The sequence below is a fragment of the Paenibacillus terricola genome (assembly GCF_014779765.1).
Taxonomy (GTDB): domain Bacteria; phylum Bacillota; class Bacilli; order Paenibacillales; family Paenibacillaceae; genus Paenibacillus_T; species Paenibacillus_T terricola.
This window is the reverse complement of the sequence record NZ_JACXZA010000003.1, coordinates 671,153-693,167: the sequence shown is the minus strand read 5'-3', so window position 1 is coordinate 693,167 and position 22,015 is coordinate 671,153. Positions and strand designations below refer to the sequence as shown.

Annotated in this window: 14 protein-coding genes and 1 riboswitch; all 14 genes read left to right on the top strand. The window is 55.8% G+C overall.

Annotated features, from left to right (window positions below):
• Nucleotides 1-111: 111 nt before the first annotated feature.
• The 14 genes from H8B09_RS14980 to H8B09_RS14915 all read left to right on the top strand — a co-directional run bounded on the left by H8B09_RS14980 (nt 112) and on the right by H8B09_RS14915 (nt 22,012).
• Nucleotides 112-1,308: a glycosyltransferase family 4 protein gene (locus H8B09_RS14980; protein WP_191204309.1), complete on the top strand. Its 1,197-nt coding sequence runs from the start codon at nt 112-114 to the stop codon at nt 1,306-1,308.
• A 33-nt stretch (nt 1,309-1,341) separates the two neighbouring features.
• Nucleotides 1,342-1,447, top strand: a riboswitch (TPP riboswitch).
• Nucleotides 1,448-1,803: 356 nt separating this feature from the next.
• Nucleotides 1,804-3,564 (top strand): phosphomethylpyrimidine synthase ThiC, encoded by a 1,761-nt coding sequence (gene thiC / locus H8B09_RS14975; RefSeq protein ID WP_191204565.1) that lies wholly within the window; start codon nt 1,804-1,806, stop codon nt 3,562-3,564.
• Nucleotides 3,557-4,684: a ThiF family adenylyltransferase gene (locus H8B09_RS14970; protein WP_191204308.1), complete on the top strand. Its 1,128-nt coding sequence runs from the start codon at nt 3,557-3,559 to the stop codon at nt 4,682-4,684. The genes thiC and H8B09_RS14970 overlap by 8 nt, the downstream gene beginning before the upstream one ends.
• Nucleotides 4,677-5,612: a thiamine phosphate synthase gene (thiE, locus tag H8B09_RS14965; RefSeq protein WP_191204307.1), complete on the top strand. Its 936-nt coding sequence runs from the start codon at nt 4,677-4,679 to the stop codon at nt 5,610-5,612. Before H8B09_RS14970 ends, thiE begins: the two co-directional genes overlap by 8 nt.
• On the top strand, nt 5,612-6,421 hold the full coding sequence (locus H8B09_RS14960; protein ID WP_191204306.1) for a thiazole synthase: 810 nt from the start codon (nt 5,612-5,614) through the stop codon (nt 6,419-6,421). Before thiE ends, H8B09_RS14960 begins: the two co-directional genes overlap by 1 nt.
• Nucleotides 6,421-7,590 carry a glycine oxidase ThiO gene (thiO, locus tag H8B09_RS14955; protein ID WP_191204305.1) on the top strand — a complete coding sequence of 390 codons (1,170 nt, stop codon included), beginning with the start codon at nt 6,421-6,423 and terminating at the stop codon, nt 7,588-7,590. Before H8B09_RS14960 ends, thiO begins: the two co-directional genes overlap by 1 nt.
• A 131-nt stretch (nt 7,591-7,721) precedes the next feature.
• A complete protein-coding gene (locus H8B09_RS14950; RefSeq protein WP_191204304.1) occupies nt 7,722-14,954 on the top strand; it encodes a WIAG-tail domain in 7,233 nt (2,410 codons plus the stop codon).
• An 803-nt stretch (nt 14,955-15,757) separates the two neighbouring features.
• Nucleotides 15,758-16,681 (top strand): glycosyltransferase family 2 protein, encoded by a 924-nt coding sequence (locus H8B09_RS14945; protein WP_191204303.1) that lies wholly within the window; start codon nt 15,758-15,760, stop codon nt 16,679-16,681.
• Nucleotides 16,682-16,688: 7 nt separating this feature from the next.
• Entirely contained in the window at nt 16,689-17,498 is an 810-nt protein-coding gene (locus tag H8B09_RS14940; protein WP_318152629.1) for a glycosyltransferase family 2 protein, read from the top strand.
• Nucleotides 17,498-18,256 carry a glycosyltransferase family 2 protein gene (locus H8B09_RS14935; protein WP_191204301.1) on the top strand — a complete coding sequence of 253 codons (759 nt, stop codon included), beginning with the start codon at nt 17,498-17,500 and terminating at the stop codon, nt 18,254-18,256. The genes H8B09_RS14940 and H8B09_RS14935 overlap by 1 nt, the downstream gene beginning before the upstream one ends.
• 42 nt (nt 18,257-18,298) lie before the next feature.
• Nucleotides 18,299-19,033: a sugar phosphate nucleotidyltransferase gene (locus H8B09_RS14930; protein ID WP_191204300.1), complete on the top strand. Its 735-nt coding sequence runs from the start codon at nt 18,299-18,301 to the stop codon at nt 19,031-19,033.
• Between the two features lie 18 nt (nt 19,034-19,051).
• Nucleotides 19,052-20,233 (top strand): GT-D fold domain-containing protein, encoded by a 1,182-nt coding sequence (locus H8B09_RS30505; protein ID WP_224753614.1) that lies wholly within the window; start codon nt 19,052-19,054, stop codon nt 20,231-20,233.
• Nucleotides 20,234-20,278: 45 nt separating this feature from the next.
• On the top strand, nt 20,279-21,652 hold the full coding sequence (locus H8B09_RS14920; RefSeq protein ID WP_224753613.1) for a glycosyltransferase family 2 protein: 1,374 nt from the start codon (nt 20,279-20,281) through the stop codon (nt 21,650-21,652).
• 39 nt (nt 21,653-21,691) lie between these two features.
• The gene (locus H8B09_RS14915; protein ID WP_224753612.1) at nt 21,692-22,012 is read left to right on the top strand and encodes a nucleoside-diphosphate sugar epimerase; all 321 of its coding nucleotides are present in this window, start codon (nt 21,692-21,694) and stop codon (nt 22,010-22,012) included.
• Nucleotides 22,013-22,015 lie beyond the last annotated feature (3 nt).

Below are 22,015 nucleotides of genomic sequence, written 5' to 3'. Positions count from 1 at the left end.
AATTAGTGCCTGTTTCGGGCGGAAAGTGTTACGAGCGGCAGCAGTTGCGCGTATGCTGTTGTAGCATATTCCCGCATGCGCACGAACGTGCGGAGGAGGAGGCCCGCGAGCATGTCCCGACCGCTGAAGATCGCTTATGTTACGCCTGGCGCCTACCCGCTGCCCTCGCTTAAGGGTGGTTCGGTTGAGCGGGTAATCGAGCATATCGTTCCAATGCTGACAGGCTCAGTAGAGCCGCGAATATATGGCCGTACGGCAGCTGGACTACCGCGCAAGGGCGTATGGAATGGTGTTGTCTGCGAGCGGTTCGCAGCAGCGAATAAAGCACGGTATGCTGTCGCTGTCAGCCAAGCGATTACAAGTTTCAAGCCAGACATAATCGAGGTGGAAAATCGGCCGCATTTGCTCATAAAACTTAGCAGACAACATCCGTATGCGCGCATGTGGCTTAATTTGCATTCTTCTACATTTATTCAGCGTCGTCATATCTCGAACTTTGAGCTTCGGCGGAGCTGTAGACTGGCGGAGAAGATTATCGTTAACAGCGATTATTTGCGGTCGATTGTTGCGGCACAAGTGCCAGAGGCTGCTTCCAAAATCGTCGTCGTTCATCTTGGTGCCGATACGCATCGATTCCCGTCTGTCCAATCCGCTGAGGGCGGCTTAAGGCGCAGCCGGCTTCGCCGCGCCAATGACTGGACGGAACGCAAGGTAATTCTTTATCTTGGCAGACTCATCCCGCTCAAAGGGGTTCATCACTTAATCGAGTTGATGCCAAGGCTGCTGAAGCGGCATCCGAATGCCATGCTCGTCATTGTCGGCAGTCCACAATATGGCTCGAACACCTCGTCGGTCTATTCGCGAAGGCTGAAACGAGCGGCTGCGAAGCTGGGCGGCAGCGTCCGATTCGTTCCCTATGTTCCTTACAACGAGGTGCCGGACTGGCTGCTAGGGGCGGATGTCCTTGCTGTTCCATCTGTGCGTCGGGAAGCATTCGGGCTTGTCAATGTGGAGGCGATGGCGGCGGGGATCCCAGTTGTGGCTTCCCGAATCGGCGGGATTAGCGAGATCGTGCAGGACGGTGTGACCGGGCTGCTTGCCGAGCCAACCAGCTTGACGGCTAATATGCTCGCGAAACTCGATTACTTGCTCAGCAACGACCAGCTTCGGCTGGAGATGGGGCGGAGAAGCCGCGAGAAAGCAGAGACGTATTTCAGCTGGCAAGCTGCGTCGGAGCGTTACGCTATGCGCACCGGTATAGCCAAATCGCTTTCCAGCAGCGGTTTTGGTTGGAAATTACAGGGTTGACACCTTCGGAGCATGGGGGTATAGTTTGTTCAGGAAATCCACTAGGGGCGCCTTTATGGGCTGAGATAAAGCGAGATGCTTTGGTCCCTTTGAACCTGATCTGGGTCATGCCAGCGTAGGAAAGTGGTCTAAATTGCGAATGTTCGTCTTGTCATATTACTCAGGAAGCAAGGTCATTGTTGCTGCGATCGCGGCCGCATGTGCGGTCTAGTTGCGTCGTTTCAGACATCCATGAGTAATGTGCGATCGACAGCGCTTTTCAGCCGCTTCCCTCGCCGGAAGCGGCTTTTTTGTCATCTGAGGGAATATAAGTTTTCACTCGGTGAACAAGAAGTGCGGCTTCGGCGGAGGAAGCTACCATGCAGGCGCATGCCTCCTAGGGATTCCTATTTGTTTTGTTGATGCTTCGCATACAGCTCGCACCAAGGAGCTGTAAGTCTATCTCCGTGAAGAAGATGGACGCAGCATTCGCAGAATCTTTAGGAGGGATGAATGATGCCAATATTGTCGAAGCCGCTGCCAGGCAGCCGCAAGGTGTACATACCGGGATCGCAGCCAGATATTCAAGTGCCAATGAGAGAGATCGCACTCGCGCCGAGTGTCATTCGAGACCAGGAGACGATCAATGAGCCTGTGCGTGTCTATGATGCCAGCGGACCCTATACGGATACGAACTACGAAGCCGACATTCGTCAGGGTCTTCCATCGGTACGCAGCCGCTGGATTGAAGCAAGGAACGATACGGAGAGCTACGACGGAAGAGCAATCAAACCAGAGGATAACGGCTTTGCAAGCGCGGAACGCGCCGCGCTCAAAGGTCTCGAGCAGTTTCCGGACCTGTCCCGCAGGCCGTTGCGAGCAAAGACTGGCTGCAACGTTACGCAGATGCATTATGCGCGCTGCGGCATCATTACGCCGGAGATGGAGTATATCGCCATTCGCGAAGGCATGGCCGCTGAATTCGTACGCCTCGAGGTAGCCGAAGGGCGGGCTATTATTCCGGCGAATATTAACCACCCCGAATGCGAGCCGATGATTATCGGACGGAACTTCCATGTGAAAATTAATGCGAATATCGGCAACTCGGCCGTTGCCTCCTCAATCGATGAGGAGGTCGAGAAGATGACGTGGGCGACTCGATGGGGTGCGGATACGATCATGGATTTGTCGACGGGCAAGAACATCCATACGACGCGCGAGTGGATTATACGGAATTCGCCAGTGCCGGTCGGTACAGTGCCCATCTATCAAGCATTGGAGAAAGTGAACGGCGTCGCAGAAGATCTGACGTGGGAAGTGTTTCGCGATACGCTCATCGAGCAAGCGGAGCAGGGCGTCGACTACTTCACGATCCATGCAGGCGTATTGCTGCGCTATGTGCCGTTGACTGCGAAGCGAGTAACAGGCATCGTATCGCGCGGCGGCTCGATTATGGCGGCGTGGTGTCTGGCCCATCATCAGGAGAACTTCCTGTACACGCACTTCGAGGATATTTGCGAGATTATGAAAGCCTATGATGTCTCCTTCTCGCTTGGCGACGGCCTGCGCCCGGGTTCAATTGCAGATGCGAATGACGCCGCGCAATTCGCGGAGCTTGCGACGCTTGGCGAACTGACGAAGATCGCATGGAAGCATGATGTGCAGGTCATGATCGAAGGGCCTGGTCACGTGCCTATGCACATGATCAAGGAGAACGTCGATAAGCAGATGGAAATCTGCTCGGAAGCGCCGTTCTATACCCTTGGGCCGCTGACGACAGACATTGCGCCGGGTTATGACCATATCACATCGGCGATCGGCGCCGCGATGATCGGCTGGTTCGGTACCGCGATGTTGTGCTATGTGACGCCGAAGGAGCATTTGGGCTTGCCGAACAAGGACGATGTGCGTGAAGGCGTAATCGCGTACAAAATAGCTGCGCATGCGGCAGATCTTGCCAAAGGCCATCCGCGCGCACAAATTCGTGACAATGCCTTGTCGAAGGCAAGGTTCGAATTCCGCTGGCGCGACCAGTTTCATCTGTCCCTCGACCCTGAACGGGCGATGGAATACCACGACGAGACGCTGCCTGCGGAGGCGGCAAAGTCGGCTCACTTCTGCTCGATGTGCGGACCGAAGTTCTGCAGCATGCGCATTACGCAGGATATTCGCGACTATGCCGCCGATAACGGACTGGACACCGAGGAAGCAATCGTGGTCGGCATGAAAGAACGATCTGCTGCATTCCGGACAGGGGGCAGCTCGATCTATGGATAATAAGGCGCTCCAAACATTGCATCCGGTCGAAATATTCGAAGCGGTGCAGGATGAAGCGGCTTTCGGCGACCGCTACTCTCGGCAGATCCGATTCGGGCCAATCGGATCGGATGGCCAGAAGCGGCTGCGGGCAGCGCGAGTGCTCATCGTCGGGACAGGCGCGCTTGGCGCCTCGCTGGCCCAGCATATGACGCGTGCCGGCGTCGGTATCGTCCGACTCGCCGACCGCGATTACGTCGAACCAAGCAATCTGCAGCGGCAGATGCTGTTCGACGAGGAGGATGCGCGGAATGCGGCGCCGAAAGCCGTCGCTGCTGCCCGGAAGCTGAAGCGGATGAATGGCGGTGTCCGCATCGAAGCCCATGTTGTCGACGTCAGCAAGCGGACGCTTGGCCCGCTGCTGGAAGGCGTCGACCTTGTGCTCGACGGCACCGACAATGCTGCGACGCGGCTTGCACTCAGCGATGCTTGCTTCCGCCTCGGCATTCCGCTCATCTACGGCGGCGTAACGGCTTCTGAAGGAATGAGCGCAGCGCTCATTCCTGGCCGGACCGCCTGCCTTCGCTGCTTGATCGGCGACAGCGCGGCAGACGATGGCGCCGACACATGCGATACAGTGGGCGTTATCTCGCCCGCTGTCGAGTTCGTCGCCGCGCTTCAGGCCGCTGAAGCGCTCAAGTGGCTCTGCGGCAATCGCGAAGCGATGCGCGGAACATGGGTGACCGCGGACATCTGGTCGTTCCGCGTCAGAGAGATGAAGCTGCCAAGCGGCAGTCCCCGCTGTTCATGCTGCGGGACAGCCGCTTCAACGGCTGCTGACCGGCGCTACGATGACACGCCCGCGATTGAGGCAGCAGTTCTGTGCGGGCGCGATTCGGTTCAGGTAACGTTGGGGGGGGCGATTGCATTGGATGCGATTCGTCCCTTGCTGGAGGAGCAGGGCTGCTCGCTGACTGTTAATCCATACCTAACCAAAGCAGAACTGCCAGACGGCAAGAGGCTCGTGCTGTTCTCGGACGGCCGAGTGCTTGTCCAAGGCACTAGCGACGCAGGTGAAGCCATCCGGCTGTGCATGACCATGCTGCAGCCGCACAAGGAAGGGGAGAGTATCGTTGGCTGAATCAACATCGAAACTTGATTTTCAGCTGTACGTCATTACGGGTGCCAACTATCACCCTGGTCGATCGATCGTTGACGTGGTTGAGCAAGCGCTCATCGGCGGGGCAGACATCGTACAGCTGCGGGACAAAACCGCATCGAAGCAGGATATACGCGAGAACGCGCACAAGCTTCGTCAATTGACGAGACGTTATGGCGTACCGCTTATCATAAACGATCATATCGACATTGCACTGGAGGCGGATGCAGATGGCGTCCACCTCGGGCAGGATGATCTATCCTTGGCGGAAGCAAGGCAGCTGCTCGGACCGGATCGGATAATTGGCATCTCGACTCACAGCATCGAGCAGGGACTGGCTGCGCAAGCAGGCGGTGCCGACTATATCGGCGTTGGTCCCGTTTATCCAACGGGAACGAAGCCTGGCCGAGCTGCTGTAACGACGAGTTACGTACAGGAGGCTGCCGCACAGATCCGCATTCCGTTTGTTGCGATCGGCGGCATCACGCTTGGCAATGTCGACACAGTCATCGCTGCAGGCGCGAATCGCGTCTGCGCCGTATCCGAAATCGTAGGAGCTGACGATCCCGCGGCGGTATGCCGCGCGTTCAAGGCGAGGCTGAATGCCGCAGCCAACCATAGCCAAAGCCCAAGCCGACAAGGTCAAAGTCAAGGCACTTCAAGTCCTAATGATAGCCAGAGCAGCGCAGCGCAGCCGCATGATTTTGCCGGAACCGGTGTAACCGTCAATGGTGTCGCTCAGCGAACGACCGCCCGTACGGTGTGGGAGCTGATCTGTCAGCACCGCCTGGAGGATAGGCGGATCGTTGTGGAGCTGGACGGCGCGATTGTCGTTCGCGAGGAATGGAGCCGTACGCCGATTCGAGAGGGCGCAGCGGTGGAGCTTGTTCATTTTGTAGGAGGAGGCTGATGATGATGAACGATCAAGATTCGCTCGTAATTGCCGGGGTGAAGCTGCAATCCCGAATGCTGCTGGGGACGGGACGGTTCCCGAGCCCTCATGTGCTGCAGCAGGCGCTGACGGCTTCCGGTGCAGAGGTTGTAACGTTCGCTGTTCGCCGCGTCAACCTCGAGGAGGTCGAGGATGATTCGGTTCTGCAGCATCTAAGCGGCCGCCATTATACGTTTCTGCCTAACACATCGGGCGCGAATAATGCGGAGGAAGCGGTTCGCATCGCCAAGCTGGCGCGTGCGGCAGGCCTTGGCAGCTGGATTAAGGTTGAGATCAGCGCCAATCCGCGCACCCTTCTCCCTGACCCGATCGAGACGCTGCGCGCAACGGAGCAGCTCGTGAAGGAAGGCTTTGATGTGCTGCCATATACATCGGATGATCCGATTCTGTGCAAAAGGCTGGAGGAAGCAGGCGCTGTAGCAGTCATGCCAGGCGGCTCTCCGATAGGCTCAGGTCTTGGCATCATGAATCCTTATAACCTTGGATTAATCATTGAAGAAGCGAATGTGCCGATTATCGTCGATGCCGGGATCGGGTCGGCGGCAGATGCGGCGCAGGCAATGGAGCTGGGGGCTTCCGCAGTCCTGCTCAACTCGCCAGTAGCGAAAGCAAAGGATCCAGTCGCGATGGCACTGGCAATGAAGCTGGCGATCGAAGCGGGCCGTCTGTCTTATCTGGCAGGCCGGATTCCGAAGAAACGATATGCATCGGCTAGCAGCGCACCAGATGATTCGTTGTTCGCGTCCCCTGCGAAAGGAGCCCTCTAATGGGAGAGCATGTCCTAATCGCAGGCGGCGGCATTATCGGGCTGTCATGTGCGTTCGAAGCGGCGAGAAGGGGCAAGCGGGTAACCGTGCTGGAGCCGGATCGGTTCGGCGGGCAGGCATCCGGAGCAGCGGCCGGCATGCTGGCTCCGTACTCCGAGAATACGGAGCAGCCAGACTCATTCTTCGATCTGTGTCTATACAGCTTCGGCAAGTATGACGCTTGGACGCATGCTGTAGAGGATTGCTCTGGTATGGACGCCCAACTGATGCGGACGGGGAGTTTGAACATTGCTTTCCACGAGGCGGATGTACTTCCGATGCAGACAAGGCTGCTGTGGCAGAACGCGCGCGGCGCCCGTGCCGAGCTCGTCGAAGGCGCTGCGCTGCGCAAGCTGGAGCCGCGGCTCACAGAGCGCGCGGTCGCTGGGTTGTATTGCCCAGAGGAAAGCCATGTCTACGCACCGAATCTTGTCGTTGCGCTCCATGAAGCATGCCGCAGGCTTGGCGTTCGCCTCGTCGATTATGCTGGACCAATCGCAGCTGTGCATAGCGGCAGTGAAGCTGGGGTTGCTGTTACGACGGTATCGGGCGAGCGTTATGAGGCGGATCGCCTAGTCATTTGCGCGGGTGCCTGGTCGGGCGCTTATGCAGAGACGCTCGGATTCTCGCCGGAAGTGCATCCGATACGCGGACAGATCTGTGCATTCGATTCTGCGCCAGCAGAGGTGCGGCATATGGTATTCACGAGCCAGGCTTATTGGGTGGGCAAAGGGAATGGAACAATCGTATGCGGAGCTTCGGAAGATGTAGCAGGATTCGATACAACGGTTACGGAGCGAGGCATTGAACGTTTAATCCGCGCCACGGACCGCTCCTTCCCGTTCCTTGCCGGGAAGCCGACGGTGAAGCGTTGGGCGGGACTGCGTCCTGCAACGCGCGACGGAAGACCGTTAATCGGAATTCCGGAAGGCAGACCAGAAATCGTAGTAGCGGCTGGTCATTACCGCAACGGCATTCTGCTTAGCCCAGGAACTGCTTTCCTGGTTGCGGATCTGCTGGACGGTAAGGAGACCGAGCTTGATATTTACGACTGCCGGCCTGAACGGTTCGGCAGCACGTCTTCAGCGAATCGTCCTCGGACGAATGAGCGGGTAGCACTGGAAGTGTAAATCAAATAATAGCCAGAAGGCTGCGAATTCGAGGAAATCGAATCGCAGCCTTTTTATTTGCTTGTCGCGCGCCTATGGGTGAACGCATATATTGCCTATGACATCTTAGGTGGATGAAGGAGAGGGCTATTATGAAAAACAAGAAAGGGAAAAGTCCCAAAGGACAGAAACCGTTTTTTTATGTCGATAATCCGAATTCGACATCCGAGCTTCGCTGGCTGGATGAAGTAAAGAAGAAACAGGGCAGTGCGTCTGCCTCGTCCAAAACTATCCATACAACTTCGCAATCTGCGGCGGTTGAACCCGTTCAAGAAGCTGTGACACCACCAGTAACAGCATCTTCCGAGACGCAAGAGCCTGAAGTGACGATTCATTCGAGCGCAGCAGCATTACAATCTGCGCCTGTCAGTAAATTGGTCGCATCCTCGAAGAGGGGGGAGCCGCGCTCTAAGCTGTCGCTCCTGCCAACCTCGAAGACAACATCCACCCTCCGAAGCCCGCAATCAAGCGATAGTACAAAACCTGCGGCTTCATCGGATACAGAGCCAACACCAGCAGTAAATAGCGAGCAAGTATCGGTGCTGCTACCACGCGAACTTGATTCGGCGGGACAGCAGGCGCAAGTAGAGCCGCCTATCGAACAACTCCCGCAGCAGACGACTTCACCAGCTGCAGTGAATCCGGCAGCAGCGGCGGCTAATGCTGGCATTGTCGTCTTTGTGCCGGCTGACAAAACCGCTGTAGCAGCAGGATTGAAGACGATCGACGTCGTTCCTGCTATCGAAGAAGAGGAAGAAGCAGCAGAAGAGACCGCGAAGCAGCTTCAAGCGGAGAAACTTGCGAAGCTGGAGGAGAAGCGCCAGCCGGAGAAGCCACGACCGCAGCCGATTATTTACTCCGATGATCTAGCTGACGGTTCCGTTGTAGCGGACAAAATCGCCTTTGGCGCGATCGACAGCACGAAGCTTAGCAGCGGTGCAGTCAGAACGGACGCGATTGCGGATTATGCGGTCGATTCGGTCAAAATTGCAGACGGTGCGATCACATCCTCTAAGCTTGGGCAGGAAGTCATTACAGGCGAGCATCTAGCGAAGAATGCAATTTCCGGCCAAAAGATCCGCGACCGCTCCATTACGGGCGACAAGCTGCGCGATAGCAGTATTACCGGCGAGAAGCTTGCAGACCGCGTGATCAGCTCGGACAAAATCGCCGAGGGCTCGATTGACGCGAAGCATCTCAAGCCGTTCTCCATTACGGGCGATCTGCTGGAGGAACAGACCGTTACTTCCTCTAAGCTGAGAAGCGGTGCGGTTCAAACGGAAAGCATTGCGAACGAAGCCGTCAATAATTCGAAGCTGGCAGACGGTGCTGTTACGAAATCGAAAATTCGTAACGGCGCAGTGACCGGTGACAAAATCGCCGAGGCTGCGATTGACTCGGCTCATCTTAAGCAGGGACTGCTGTTGGCTGAGCATGTGGCGATGGGTGCCATTCAGGGGAAGCACTTAGCTCCGGGAGAAATCGCCGCGGAGCATTTGACCGAAGGAGCAGTAGGGGCACGGGAGCTGGCATCCGGGTCCGTCACCTCATCCGCACTGGCCGCCGAAGCGGTATCCTCGGAGCATCTTCAAGCGGGGGCCGTACACGGAACACATATCGCAGCGCTGCAAGTACAAGGAAGCCACATCGTCGATGAAACGCTGACGGCAACGAAGCTGTCGGAGCAAGCTGTTACGACGATCAAGCTGGCCGACCATGCGGTAACCTCTTCCAAGCTTGCGGATTATAGCGTTACGTCGGCGAAGCTGGCGGATGAGATCGTTCAGCAGAAGCATATAGGTCGTGCATCCGTTACAGCCGATAAGCTGGCGGATAATACGATCGAACAGCGTCATCTGACGGAAAGCTCGGTGTCGTCGAAGGCGATTCAGAAAGGTGCAGTGGATGCAGCGCATCTGCAGGATAGGTCGGTGACGAACGAGAAGCTGGCGCTGCAGTCGGTTCTCCAGGAGAATATCGGCTTGTATTCCGTCGATACAGAGCAGCTAGCAGATGCATCGGTGCTTGAGATCAAGCTTGCAGACGGTGCCGTGAGCGGGAGGAAATTGGCTGAGGGCGCTGTTGACCGGCAGCATCTGAAGGATGAGATCGTTACTTTCGATAAAATTGCGCCGGATTCGATTCGTTCCTATCATCTGTCGCAAGGCGCTGTTACGGGCGAGTCGATCCAGACGGAGACGATTGATTCATCTCACATCTGCCCAGGTGCGATTGAGGCGCGTCATTTGGCCGAATGGTCGGTAGAGAGCGATGCGGTGAAGGATGGTGCGATCACATCGGCGAAGCTGGCTTCGCAATCGGTGTCGGAGCGTCATATCGGTTTCGGTACGGTATTCGCACACCATTTGGCCGACTATGCAGTGAATTCGCTGAAGCTGTCGCCAGAATCGATTACGACGGATAAACTGACGGATTATGCTGTCACAACGAACAAACTCGGCAACGAGAGCGTGTCAAGCGAGAAGCTCGCCTACGGAAGCGTTGGCGCTTTACATTTGCGGGATGATGCCGTGCAGCAGCTGCATCTTGCGGATGGATCCGTTGGAACGGATCAGCTTGCGCAGCGGGCAGTCTCATCTCAACACGTCAAACTTGGCGCGATCTCATCAGAACTGCTCAAGGAATCGGCAATTACATCGCGTGAACTGGCAGACGAGGCGGTCACGGAGCGTCATCTGGCAATGGACTCGGTGGGCAGCCGACATCTTGCGGAACGTTCTGTATTCGGCATTCATCTGACATCCGGCAGCGTTGGTTCGGATCATGTGCTGCCTGGTGCGATCGAATCGAAACATTTGTCGCCTGAGAGCGTGGACGCAAGCCATCTGCAGGGCGGTATTGTCGGCTCGATTCATCTCCGGGATGGAGCCATTAATGCTGCGCACTTGACGAGCGGCACGGTGCAGGCTAAACACTTGGCTGACGGTGCTGTCCGCAGCATTCATCTGTCGCAGGGCGCGGTCGGCTCGGAGCATCTTGCCCCTTATGCAGTGAGCGGCCAGGCACTTCAGAAGGATGCAGTCAACAGCGACAAAATCGCGCCAAGCTCCGTGAGCGGCGAGCATCTGATGCTCGAGTCGGTATCGGGCAAACATCTGAAGGCAGAGTCGATTCAAGGTTATCATCTGCGCAAAGGCTCTGTAACGCTTGCTCATCTAGCTGGTGATGCGTTGTCCTTCGACAAGGCGCCGGAAGGCAGCTTGAATGGCAGCAAGCTGAAGCCAGGTACGGTGACAGGCGGACTGCTAGCCGAGGGCAGCATACACAGCGCGCATCTTATTGCTGGCAGCGTCGGAGCTGAGCAGTTGGCAGACGGTTCGGTGTCGCTGCGTAAGTTGAATGGATTGTGGGATGCATCGAAATTCGTGCAGCCATCTTCGATCGATTCCGCGCTGCTCGCTTCAGGTTCTATATCGAGGGAGAAGCTAGTGAGCGGCGCTATCGGTGAGCGGCAGCTTGATGAGTATGCAGTAGGCAGTGTTCATCTGCAGGATGAAGCCGTTCGTGAGCAGCATCTGGCAGACGATGCAGTTACGAGCTCGAAGCTGGCGCGGGGTGTTGTCGGTTTAGCACATCTGGCCGAAGGATCGGTTGATGGCACGAAGCTGACAGACGGTTCGGTAGACGCGAACCATCTGAACGAATGCAGCGTCACAAGCGCGAAGCTGGCTCCAGGTGCAGTGCTGGGCATTCATCTTGCTGCCGGATCGGTAGGCACAGGCGAGCTTGCAACTGGTTCCGTTACGTACGGAAAGCTTGCGGATGGAGCGGTGACGGCGGAGAAGCTGGATTATGCAGCGGTTAAGAGCATCCATCTGGCGGATGCGATTGTAACGGAATCGAAGCTTGTAGAAGGATCGGTTACGGAAGAGAAGCTGGCTGATGATTCGGTTACGGCTTCGAAGCTTGTAGATGGCTCTGTTATCGCGTCCAAGTTGGCAGAGGCGTCAGTTTACGCGGTGCATCTCACAGATGGTGCAGTTACTGGGGCTAAGCTGGCGGAAGGTTCAGTTACAGCAGCGAACCTGACGCAAGCATCGGTCTATAACGTGCATTTGGCCGATGGTGCAGTATCGGAATCGAAGCTGCAGAATGGTTCGGTTAACTCGTTCAAGCTTGTGGATGGTTCTGTATCGGCATCGAAGCTGTCCGATGGCGCCGTAACCGAGTCGAAGCTCGTAGACGGCTCCGTAACAGCGGCGAAGATTGCGGCTGCGTCGGTAGGCAGCACGCAGCTGGCAGATGGCGTCGTATCGGCATCGAAGCTGACGAATGGCGCTGTTACAGCAACGAAGCTTGCCGACGGATCGGTGACTGGAGAGAAGCTGACGGCAGCATCGGTGGGCGAAGTGCAGCTGATTGATGGAGCTGTAACGGCTGATAAGCTGGCGAGTGAATCGGTGACAGCAGAGAAGCTGGCCGTGGAATCGGTAGGCGAACTGCAATTGGTCGACGGTGCTGTATCGACTGTGAAATTGGCGGATGGCGCTGTTACGGCAGTGAAGCTTGTGGACGGATCTATAACATCAGCGAAGCTGGCGGCAGCATCGGTAGGCGGGCTGCAGCTTCTGGACGGCGCGGTATCGGCAGCGAAGCTGACAGATGGCTGCGTGACGTCGGCGAAGCTGGTAGACGGCTCCGTTACAGGTAAGAAACTAGCTGCAGAGTCGGTAGGCGAAGTGCAGCTGATCGATGGTGCGGTTTCGGCAGCAAAGCTGGCAGATGGCAGTGTATCAGCGGCAAAACTTACCGATCGCTCGGTGACATCTGCGAAGTTGACGGCATGGTCGGTAGGCGAAGCGCAGCTGATCGATGGCTCAGTATCGAATGCAAAGCTTGTAGACGGCAGCGTAACAGCATCGAAGTTGGCTGACAGCTCTGTGACGAACGAGAAGTTGACGGCATGGTCGGTAGGCGAAGCGCAGCTGATCGATGACTCAGTATCGAATGCAAAGCTTGTAGACGGCAGCGTAACAGCATCGAAGTTGGCTGACAGCTCTGTGACAAACGAGAAGCTTACAGCCTCGTCGGTCGGTGAAGTGCAGCTGGTCGATGGCGCAGTATCGAATGCAAAGCTTGCCGATGGCAGCGTAACAGGGGTTAAGCTTACCGATGGATCCGTGACGACTGCGAAGTTGACAGCATCGTCGGTCGGTGAAGTGCAACTGGTCGATGGCGCGGTATCGAATGCAAAGCTTGCCGATGGCAGCGTAACAGGAGTTAAGCTTACCGATGGATCCGTGACGACTGCAAAGCTGACAGCATCGTCGGTTGGTGAAGTGCAGCTGATCGACGGCGCAGTGTCGAGTGCGAAGCTTGCCGATGGCAGTGTAATAGCATCGAAGCTGGCGGACGGATCGGTAACAGCAGAGAAGCTGACGGCATGGTCGGTCGGTGAAGATCAACTGATCGATAGCGCAGTATCAACTGCGAAACTGGCAGACGGAGCTGTGTCGGCCGAGAAGCTGGCGGACGGATCGGTAACAGCAGAGAAGCTGACGGCATGGTCGGTCGGTGAAGATCAATTGATCGATAGCGCAGTATCAACTGCAAAACTGGCAGACGGAGCTGTGTCGGCTGAGAAGCTTGCAGACGGAGCTGTGTCTGCGGAGAAGCTAGCGGATGGAGCGGTAACAGCATCTAAGCTGACAGCGTGGTCGGTCGGTGAGGATCAACTGATCGATGGCGTGGTATCGAGTGCGAAACTGGCAGACGGAGCCGTGTCGGCTGAGAAGCTGGCAGACGGATCGGTAACAGCAGCTAAGCTGACAGCATGGTCGGTCGGTGAGGATCAACTGATCGATGGCGTGGTATCGAGTGCGAAACTGGCAGACGGAGCCGTGTCGGCTGAGAAGCTGGCAGACGGAGCGGTAACAGCAGCTAAGCTGACAGCATGGTCGGTCGGTGAGGATCAACTGATCGATGGCGTGGTATCGAGTGCGAAACTGGCAGACGGGGCCGTGTCGGCTGAGAAGCTGGCAGATGGAGCGGTAACAGCAGCTAAGCTGACAGCATGGTCGGTCGGTGAGGATCAACTGATCGATGGCGTGGTATCGAGTGCGAAACTGGCAGACGGGGCCGTGTCGGCTGAGAAGCTGGCAGACGGATCTGTAACAGCAGCTAAGCTGACAGCATGGTCGGTCGGTGAGGAACAACTTGTCGATGGCGTGGTATCGAGTGCGAAACTGGCAGACGGGGCCGTGTCGGCTGAGAAGCTGGCAGATGGAGCGGTAACAGCTGAGAAGCTAACAGCCGCATCGGTCAGCAGCGTGCAGCTGGCGGATGGATCCGTGTCGGCGGCGAAGCTGACGGATGGCGCTGTAACGGCAGCGAAGTTGGCAGATGGCTCGGTGACGGGATCAAAGCTGACAACGGCATCGGTAGGAGGCTTGCAGCTGGCGGACGGAGCTGTGACGGCAGCGAAGCTGACCGACAATGCTGTAACGACGGCGAAGCTGGTCGACGGAGCGGTAACGGCAGCAAAGCTGGCAACATCTTCTGTAGGCAATGTGCAGCTGGTTGATGGCGTCGTTACAACAGCGAAGCTGGCGGAGGGGTCTGTGACGGTCAGCAAGCTGGCTGGCGGATCGGTCCGCAGTGAGCAACTGGCAGACGGAGCTGTGACCGAAAGCAAAATTGCCAGCAGCGCTGTTGGTTCGGATCAGCTGGCCGATCTGGCTGTCCGTACCTCGCACATTGCATACGGCACGATTGTGGCGGATCATCTGACAGCTGGTGCAGTAGATGGCGATAAGCTGGCGAATGCAAGCGTAAGCGAGCATCACTTGACAGCAGGAGCTGTTACGAATGACGCACTTGCCGATGGCAGCATAAGTGTCAGCAAGCTGTCTGCGGATGTCGTTAGTCTGATCGGCAGCGGCAAGCCGATCGTGACGGAAGGGTCGATTGAAGCGAGGCATTTGCAACCTGGAGCGATAGCAGGCACTCATCTGGCTGAGGGAGCGGTCGGTTCAAGGGAACTGGCAGATGGTGCAGTAGCGGAGAGCAATCTGACCTTCACGCCAGTAAGCGTACCATCGGCAAGCAAGAGGACATTCCAACAGTGTGGGTTGACGTCCTTTGCGTTTACGGGTCAAGAGGAGTCCTGCGAGGTCATTATTCCGTTCGAGGAATCGTTCCAAGACAACGGATATGTATTCGTAGCCATGACAGACCACCCTGCATGCATAGCAACGCTGAAGGGAAAGTCGGAAGAATTTGCGCTCGTGACGATTTCCCGCATCCGCTTCAGTATGGAGCCGGTAGGCTTTATTAACTGGATTGCAGTGGGTACGAAGCGGTAATTGCGATTAAAGATGTTGTTCTATGGCTGCACAGCGCAAACGGCTGTGCAGCTCTTTTATTATTAATAGGACGATATTGATGGTTAGTGGATCGAGCTCGCAAGACTTGCAAGACCCTCCAATGTCGCGATCTGGCTGCTTGGCGGTCTAAGTGACGGTTCATGCCGGTTCCTCTGTGCGTTCCATAACGATTGATAGAATTAGTTATTGCATGGAGAAGACGAGCCTCGTACAGGGGCTCGTCTTCTCGTCAATGAGATTAACAAGGACGCAATCTATGAAATTGAATCGCAATGGTGTGACTGCGATAGGAAGTGGGACATCCAGTAGTACCAGATAGTTTCTTAGAGAAGGCGGGACCTTAGCCTAAATAGGAGGGAGAAAGTTGGACAGTCGTCTCGCCAGCAACAGCGCGGGTGAAGGAACCGCTAATGCCTTGACGTACATACGCCGTTGCCAAGTAGGTTGACCAACATACAATATACCGCAAGCGATTCATTCAAGAGGTTGTTCAAAAAGTCGTCTTTTGATCACGAAGTAATTCATGAAGCCTATTCGACGTCGAAGCTTGCGTTCACCTTCGGAGTCCGGAGTTTATGCTTCCGATGCAGGTTTCCGCTGGAAACCTTGTACATGTAGGTGTTGCCTACACTCCGTTCCTCCTGAAGTTATTTGCGATACTGCAGTGTTACAACCTGCGAGCAAATAACAACCTCGTAAGCATACGCTTTTCAGGTTCTCGCAATCTTCTCGGTGCTGAAAACCCGACTTTTTGAACACGTACTTCAAGAGGTGGCAACCGTATGAACCGATTTAAGATTAGCGGAAATCGGTCTCGTTCTGGCAGAGTCAGGAGAAGCTCGCAGTCTTCAGATGCTGGAGGAGCACGAGGCCGAATTGTACGTCGCAAGGGACAGTCAGGCCGCAAGCTGGGCCGACCTGCATCGTCTGGATACCGCACAAGGCTGACTGGCGATGCAGAACGCGTAGATTCGATACCGCTCGTATCGGTCATTATCCCCGTGATGAATGAGCGTCGAACGATACGCCGCGTTATTCGCGAAGCTTTCGCTGTCCACCCGTCAACAGAAGTGATCGTTGTCGCCAATGGCACTAGGGACGGATCATCGGTTATAGCGAAGCGAGCAGGCGCTCGCGTCATTGAGTATGCCGAACCGCTTGGTCATGATGTCGGGCGCGCAGTTGGTGCAGAAGCGGCGCGAGGCGATGTGCTTTTGTTCATCGATGGCGACATGGTTATTCCCGCCCTGCGGCTGCGACCATTCGTAAACGCTGTTCTTCGCGAAGGCGTTGATGTGGCGCTTAATGATTATTCCGGGCCAACTGCCAAACCGGTGGTACACAGCGTCGTGTTAGCGAAACATACGCTGAATGCGATACTGCAGCGGCCGGATCTGAATGGAACCTCCATGACGGCTGTTCCTCATGCGCTCAGCCGAACGGCTCTTACAATGGTTGGAGTGGAGTCGCTCGCAGTACCTCCTCTCGCCCACGCCAAAGCGATTCAATTAGGACTTCGAGTAAAAGCCGTGCAACGTGTGAATGTAGGTAAGTTGAACCCGCCTCGTACGGAGAGGGAGCGGATCAGACCGCTTGAGCAAGTGATCGTTGGAGACCATCTGGAAGCGCTGGATTGGGTGATAAGCCGAGGGGACGACCGGTGCGGATTTGTAGACCGAACGAGAAAAAGGCACTATGCGAGGTGAGGACAGCGTGTCAAGCCGACGACGAGTGAAACGACCCGAGACAGAGGAAACCACTGCCGTGCTGCCGATCGGATGCCGAGTATCCGCCGTCGTAACGGTATTGAATGAGGAAGAGACGCTACCGCTCGTACTACGAGAGCTTGGGAAGCTTCCGCTGGAAGAAACGATTGTTGTTCTGAACGGCTGTACAGATAGCAGTTTATCGATTGCGCGTTCATTCCCGCAGGCAACGGTTGTGCATTATACCGAGAAGCTTGGGCACGACGTAGGCCGTTCCATTGGCGCCAAACTTACGAAGTCCGATATTGTTCTATTCGTGGATGGCGATATACCAATCGGGGCCGATCGTCTCAAACGTTTTATCGCCGCGATCGCGCAAGGGACTGATGTTGCGTTAAACGATATTTCGCCGTTTCTGCCGCTATTTCGTGATTGGGATGAAGTGACGAAGATGAAGGCTTTCTTGAACCTGTCGCTCGGCCGTCCCGACCTGCGGGCGAACTCGATGACATGTGTGCCCCATGCGATGTCGCGGCGTGCCATCGAGCGGATTGGCAGCGGATTGCTCGCCGTACCGCCGAAGGCGCAGGCTGCCGCTATCGAAGCGGGATTACACGTTCGAACGGCTGCTTCCGTTAATGTCCTGCAATCCAATCGGCTTCGGCAGAGCAATGTTGGCAAGGACAATGAGGTGTCCCGCCTCATAATCGGCGATCATATCGAAGCGCTCAAATATGCGATGAATGCAGGCGGCAACCGATTAACGAACGAGGATAGCGGTCGGCGGCGGCATGTCGTCATGCGGAGGCAGCTTTAATGAGTACGAAACTGACGAGTATTGTTATTCCGACCAATAACGGGCTGCCGCTGCTGCAGCGATTAATCCAGTCCATTCGAACGTATACCGATGACCGAATAACCCCTTACGAGCTAATCGTCGTCGATAATGGCTCGAGTGACGGAACGGCTGAATGGTGTGTGGGCAGGGGCATTACCTTCATTGCATTATCTGCGAATGCCGGTTTCCCGGCAGCATGCAACAAGGGGCTTCGAATTGCGTCAGGCGATCAGTTGATGCTGCTTAACAACGATATTGTCGTTACGACGAACTGGCTGCTTAATCTGTCTTCTGGTCTCGCACAGGAGCCAGGCATTGGATTGGTTGGACCCGTTACGAACTATGCGAGCGGAAAGCAGCAAGTAACGTATTCGTTCGATGGGATCGAGCAGTTCATGCGCATTGCTGAGCAGACGAACCGTCCTGATCCTGCTGCACGCGAGCGTGTTCTCCGAATCGTCGGGCTGTGCATGCTGATCAAGCGAGAGGTATATGAGAAGGTCGGCGAGCTGGACGAACGATTCTCGCCTGGTCATTATGAGGACGACGATTACTGTTTGCGCGTTCGGATGAACGGTTACGGACTGATGATGTGCCGTGACGCACTCATCTACCACGAGGGCAGCGCGAGTTTCCGCCAGCAAAGCGAGGAAACGGTTCAGCAACTGCTTGCACGCAATCGCCAATTGTTCATCGACAAGTGGTCAATCGATCCAAGTACTTTTATCGGCACATGACGGACGGGCACCTATCCCGTTCATGCAGGAGGGGTATCGTAAGTGAAGGCTGTCATATTGGCTGGCGGAACCGGCACGCGGCTCCGGCCGCTAACGACATTGCTCAATAAACATATGCTGCCCGTCGGCCGCTACCCGATGATTCATTATGCGATCGACAAAATGAAAGAGGCTGGCATTACCGATATTTTGCTTATTACAGGCCGTGCAACAGCAGGGCTGTTCATTACCTATTTCGGCAGCGGTGCGGAGTTTGGCGTCTCGATTACGTATCGGATACAGGAAGAGGCAGGCGGAATCGCACAGGCGCTTGATCTGGCGAATCCATTCATTGGGACGAATGAGAAATTCGTTCTGCTGCTCGGAGACAACTTGTTCGAAGACTCGCTAACGCGATTCGCAGAGCAGTTCGAGAAGCAGGCGAGCGGCGCAATGGTGCTGCTGAAGCATGTACCAGATCCCAGGCGTTATGGTGTTCCGACCTTCGATGAGAGCGGACAGTCGATTGTACGGATTACGGAGAAACCTAAGATGCCTGATACGAGCTACAGTGTGACCGGCATCTACTTCTACGATTCATCTGCTTTCGATCTCATTGCCGGCTTGACGCCATCGGAGCGTGGGGAGCTGGAAATTACAGATTTGAACAATGCATATGCCCGGCTGGGCAAGCTGACTTATATGGTGCTTAACGGCTGGTGGACGGACGCAGGCACGTTCGAATCGCTTCATGAAGCTGCCGTTCGAATGATGGGTACGCCACCGACTGTTGATTAAGGAGAGCGAGGGAAGACGATGGTTCGTAGACCTACACCAATATATGCCCTCCCCTCCCGCAAGCCAGCTCGGCCTGCGAGCCGTGCATTGGTCGACCGGCGGACCCCGATCCGTGCATTGGTCGACCGACGGACTCCGATCCGTGCAGGTGCCAGCATGTCGAAGCGCAAGTCTCGCCGCGGCTCCATATGGACAGGTACCCAAAGCCGCAAGCGGTCGCTGTTAAAAAGGAGAAGCCGTACGTATAATAGACGGCCATTGGAGCGGGAACGATTGACAGCTGAATCGCCGAGCTATCAGGCGGAGTATCCATTGTCACCGGAAGCAGTCGTCCCTGCGGCTTCGACGGTTGAACCGCATCAGCATGACCGCCGATCCGCTCAGTGGGAAGATGAGGTGCGGGAAGAAGCGATCTTCGCCGCTGGCGAAGAACTGTATGAGAAGGCGATGCCTTATGGCGTTATTTTGCCGGACATCAGCTTGCGTGATGTTATTGCTGCGGGAGTCGAACAATTGCTGCCGCTCGGCATCCGGCTGACAAGTACAGCCGAAGTATTCAACGAGCTGGAGAACGCGATTCGTGACCGTACTCCTTATTCGATCGTCCGTCTAGGCGATGGCGAGCTGATGGCGCTGGCCCAGGATATCGTCATTCCAGCCGAGCAGACAGCGGCGCAAGCTGCTTTTCTACCCTATGCAGGCGTTACGCCACCTGATATTGCTTCGCGCAATTTGCTTGCGACAGCAATTCGGCAGGCAACGATCGTTGGTGTGCCGCTCTCGCGACGCAAGCAGTTTCAACCGCTGCTCTTCCCTGTGCTGAGGGGGCATCATCTCGATATACGATCGATGCGGATTACGAGCTCCACGATTAATTACAGCCTTTATCAGGAAGGACTTCTGCAGCGGCTGCTGCAAGGGAAGAGCCTGCTGCTGATCGGCAATGCGTCCCCTGGGCTAGCAGAGCTATTGACTGCTCGGGGCTACCGGGTGACGGGGGTCATCGCACCAGTGCGCGGGATGGCGGATATTGACCGCGTCGTGATGGAAGCAGGCGGTGCTGATTTCGATCTTGCCCTCGTGGCTGCTGGCATACCGGCGGTTGTCATTGCTTCGCGCATTGCGACTGAGCTTGGCAAGGCGGCGCTCGATTTCGGACATTTGGCTGATGGGATCACGAAGCGGGAGTTGTCGCTTTAAGTTGAACTACCTCTTTAACTTTGGTCCAGAAAGAGGATGAAGAGCATGAGAAGCACATTGCGTCAGCTTCGAGGCTCCCGGCGACGCTCACGGCGTAAAGCGCCAAGAGCTGTAAGGCGTTCTTCCACAACACAACCAACACGGCAGGAGTTAGGATACGGTGCAGGATACGAAGATGGAAAGCGCGCCGGAATCGAAAGCTTTGAGACGTTATTCGACGGCACGAGCATCATAATACCGACTTATAATCAGGCGAAATATTTGAAGTCTTGTGTGGAGAGCATCAGCGAGCACACCGATCTTCCTTACGAGATTATCATTGTTGATAATGGCTCAACGGATGAAACCGCGGAGTATTTGAAGCAGATTGGCTCGCAGGTGCGATATCGGATACTTGCGGACAACCATGGGTTCGCAGGCGCTGTCAATATCGGGCTGATGATGGCGAAGGGGACAACGCTGCTGCTGCTCAACAATGATACGCTTGTAACGGATAATTGGCTCGATAACATGCTCGCTTGTCTGAACAGCGAGTCGAAGATCGGGATGGTCGGGCCGGTTACGAACTATATTAGCGGCGATCAGCAGATTGATGTTCCTTATACGGATATCGTCGATATGTACGAATTCGCGCGGCGTAACAACGAGTTAAACTCTGCAAGATGGATTCGAACGGACCGTCTGGTCGGCTTCTGTCTACTGTTCCGGCGTGAGTTGCTGGAGAAGGTCGGCTATTTGGACGAAGGGTTCGAGGTTGGCAACTTCGAGGATGACGATTACAACATCCGTGTGCGACTGCAGGGATATTCGCTTGTCATTGCGAGGGATTCGTTCATCCACCATTTCGGAAGCGTCAGCATGAAAGCGACCGGTCAGCAGTTCGAGAGCATTAACGAACGTAATATGCGTTTCTATATGAGCAAATGGGGAAACCCGCACGAGCTCATTCACTTGGTGAATGAATGGCGGATTCAGCGGGATGAGCTGTTCGGTACGATGCCTCGGGCAGGCGGGTTGACCGATTTTTATCCGAATCATGTGCTTGTGAAAGGTGTCGGGGAAACGATCTACTGGCTGGACAATGGGAAACGGCGTCCTCTGACAGGCAATGCGATGCTGCCGGTAGCTAGGCTGTCGCAGCTGGATATGCGAAGGTATCCGATTGGAGAACCGATTGAAGCGAATGATCCTGCTATTCTGTCTGCACAGAGCGGAGCTGCTGGATCGCTCGCTGCAAGCGCCGATGGCTTGCGGTATTGGGTTGAAGCAGGAACGAAACGGCGGGTTGCAACGCAGGAAGCAGCAGAGCGCTGGGGACTGGATCGGGGGCAGACGCGGCTTATGGATGACACGGAGCTGAGCAGTCTGCAGGATGAACTTCCGATCATTGCGCCGGTTGTGCTTCGCCAATCGCTATAGCGACCAGCAAGCCCAGTCACCGTACGGCTGGCGGAGCATATGCTGAAACAGCAGAACTTAGTGAAAGGGGCGGCGCCAGTGGAGGATTCCGTAGACGCGCTGATTGAGCATGTATCACATACGAGCCGGCAAGTCGCCCGCGTGCTGGAGGCACAACGGCATGTAGCTGTCCGCATGGCGCAGATGGTTCACGCGCTGCCGGATGAAGACCCCGAGTTCGGCGGCTTCGCAGGGCTTCTCGATCAAGCGAGCGGGGTGACGAAGAGCGTCATCGCGTATTTGTTCAGTGTGGCAGAGCTGCAAGAAATGATGGCGGAGCAAATGTATCACGTCATTATGGAAATGGAAGACGAAGAATAGCAA

Bases quoted from the DNA above. Each gene is read 5' to 3' on its own strand.
- H8B09_RS14915 (WP_224753612.1), top strand. From the start codon at position 21,692: ATGCTGAAACAGCAGAACTTAGTGAAAGGGGCGGCGCCAGTGGAGGAT.
- H8B09_RS30505 (WP_224753614.1), top strand. From the start codon at position 19,052: ATGGTTCGTAGACCTACACCAATATATGCCCTCCCCTCCCGCAAGCCA.
- H8B09_RS14970 (WP_191204308.1), top strand. From the start codon at position 3,557: ATGGATAATAAGGCGCTCCAAACATTGCATCCGGTCGAAATATTCGAA.
- H8B09_RS14945 (WP_191204303.1), top strand. From the start codon at position 15,758: ATGAACCGATTTAAGATTAGCGGAAATCGGTCTCGTTCTGGCAGAGTC.
- H8B09_RS14920 (WP_224753613.1), top strand. From the start codon at position 20,279: ATGAGAAGCACATTGCGTCAGCTTCGAGGCTCCCGGCGACGCTCACGG.
- H8B09_RS14980 (WP_191204309.1), top strand. From the start codon at position 112: ATGTCCCGACCGCTGAAGATCGCTTATGTTACGCCTGGCGCCTACCCG.
- H8B09_RS14960 (WP_191204306.1), top strand. From the start codon at position 5,612: ATGATGATGAACGATCAAGATTCGCTCGTAATTGCCGGGGTGAAGCTG.
- thiC (WP_191204565.1), top strand. From the start codon at position 1,804: ATGCCAATATTGTCGAAGCCGCTGCCAGGCAGCCGCAAGGTGTACATA.
- thiO (WP_191204305.1), top strand. From the start codon at position 6,421: ATGGGAGAGCATGTCCTAATCGCAGGCGGCGGCATTATCGGGCTGTCA.
- H8B09_RS14950 (WP_191204304.1), top strand. From the start codon at position 7,722: ATGAAAAACAAGAAAGGGAAAAGTCCCAAAGGACAGAAACCGTTTTTT.
- H8B09_RS14935 (WP_191204301.1), top strand. From the start codon at position 17,498: ATGAGTACGAAACTGACGAGTATTGTTATTCCGACCAATAACGGGCTG.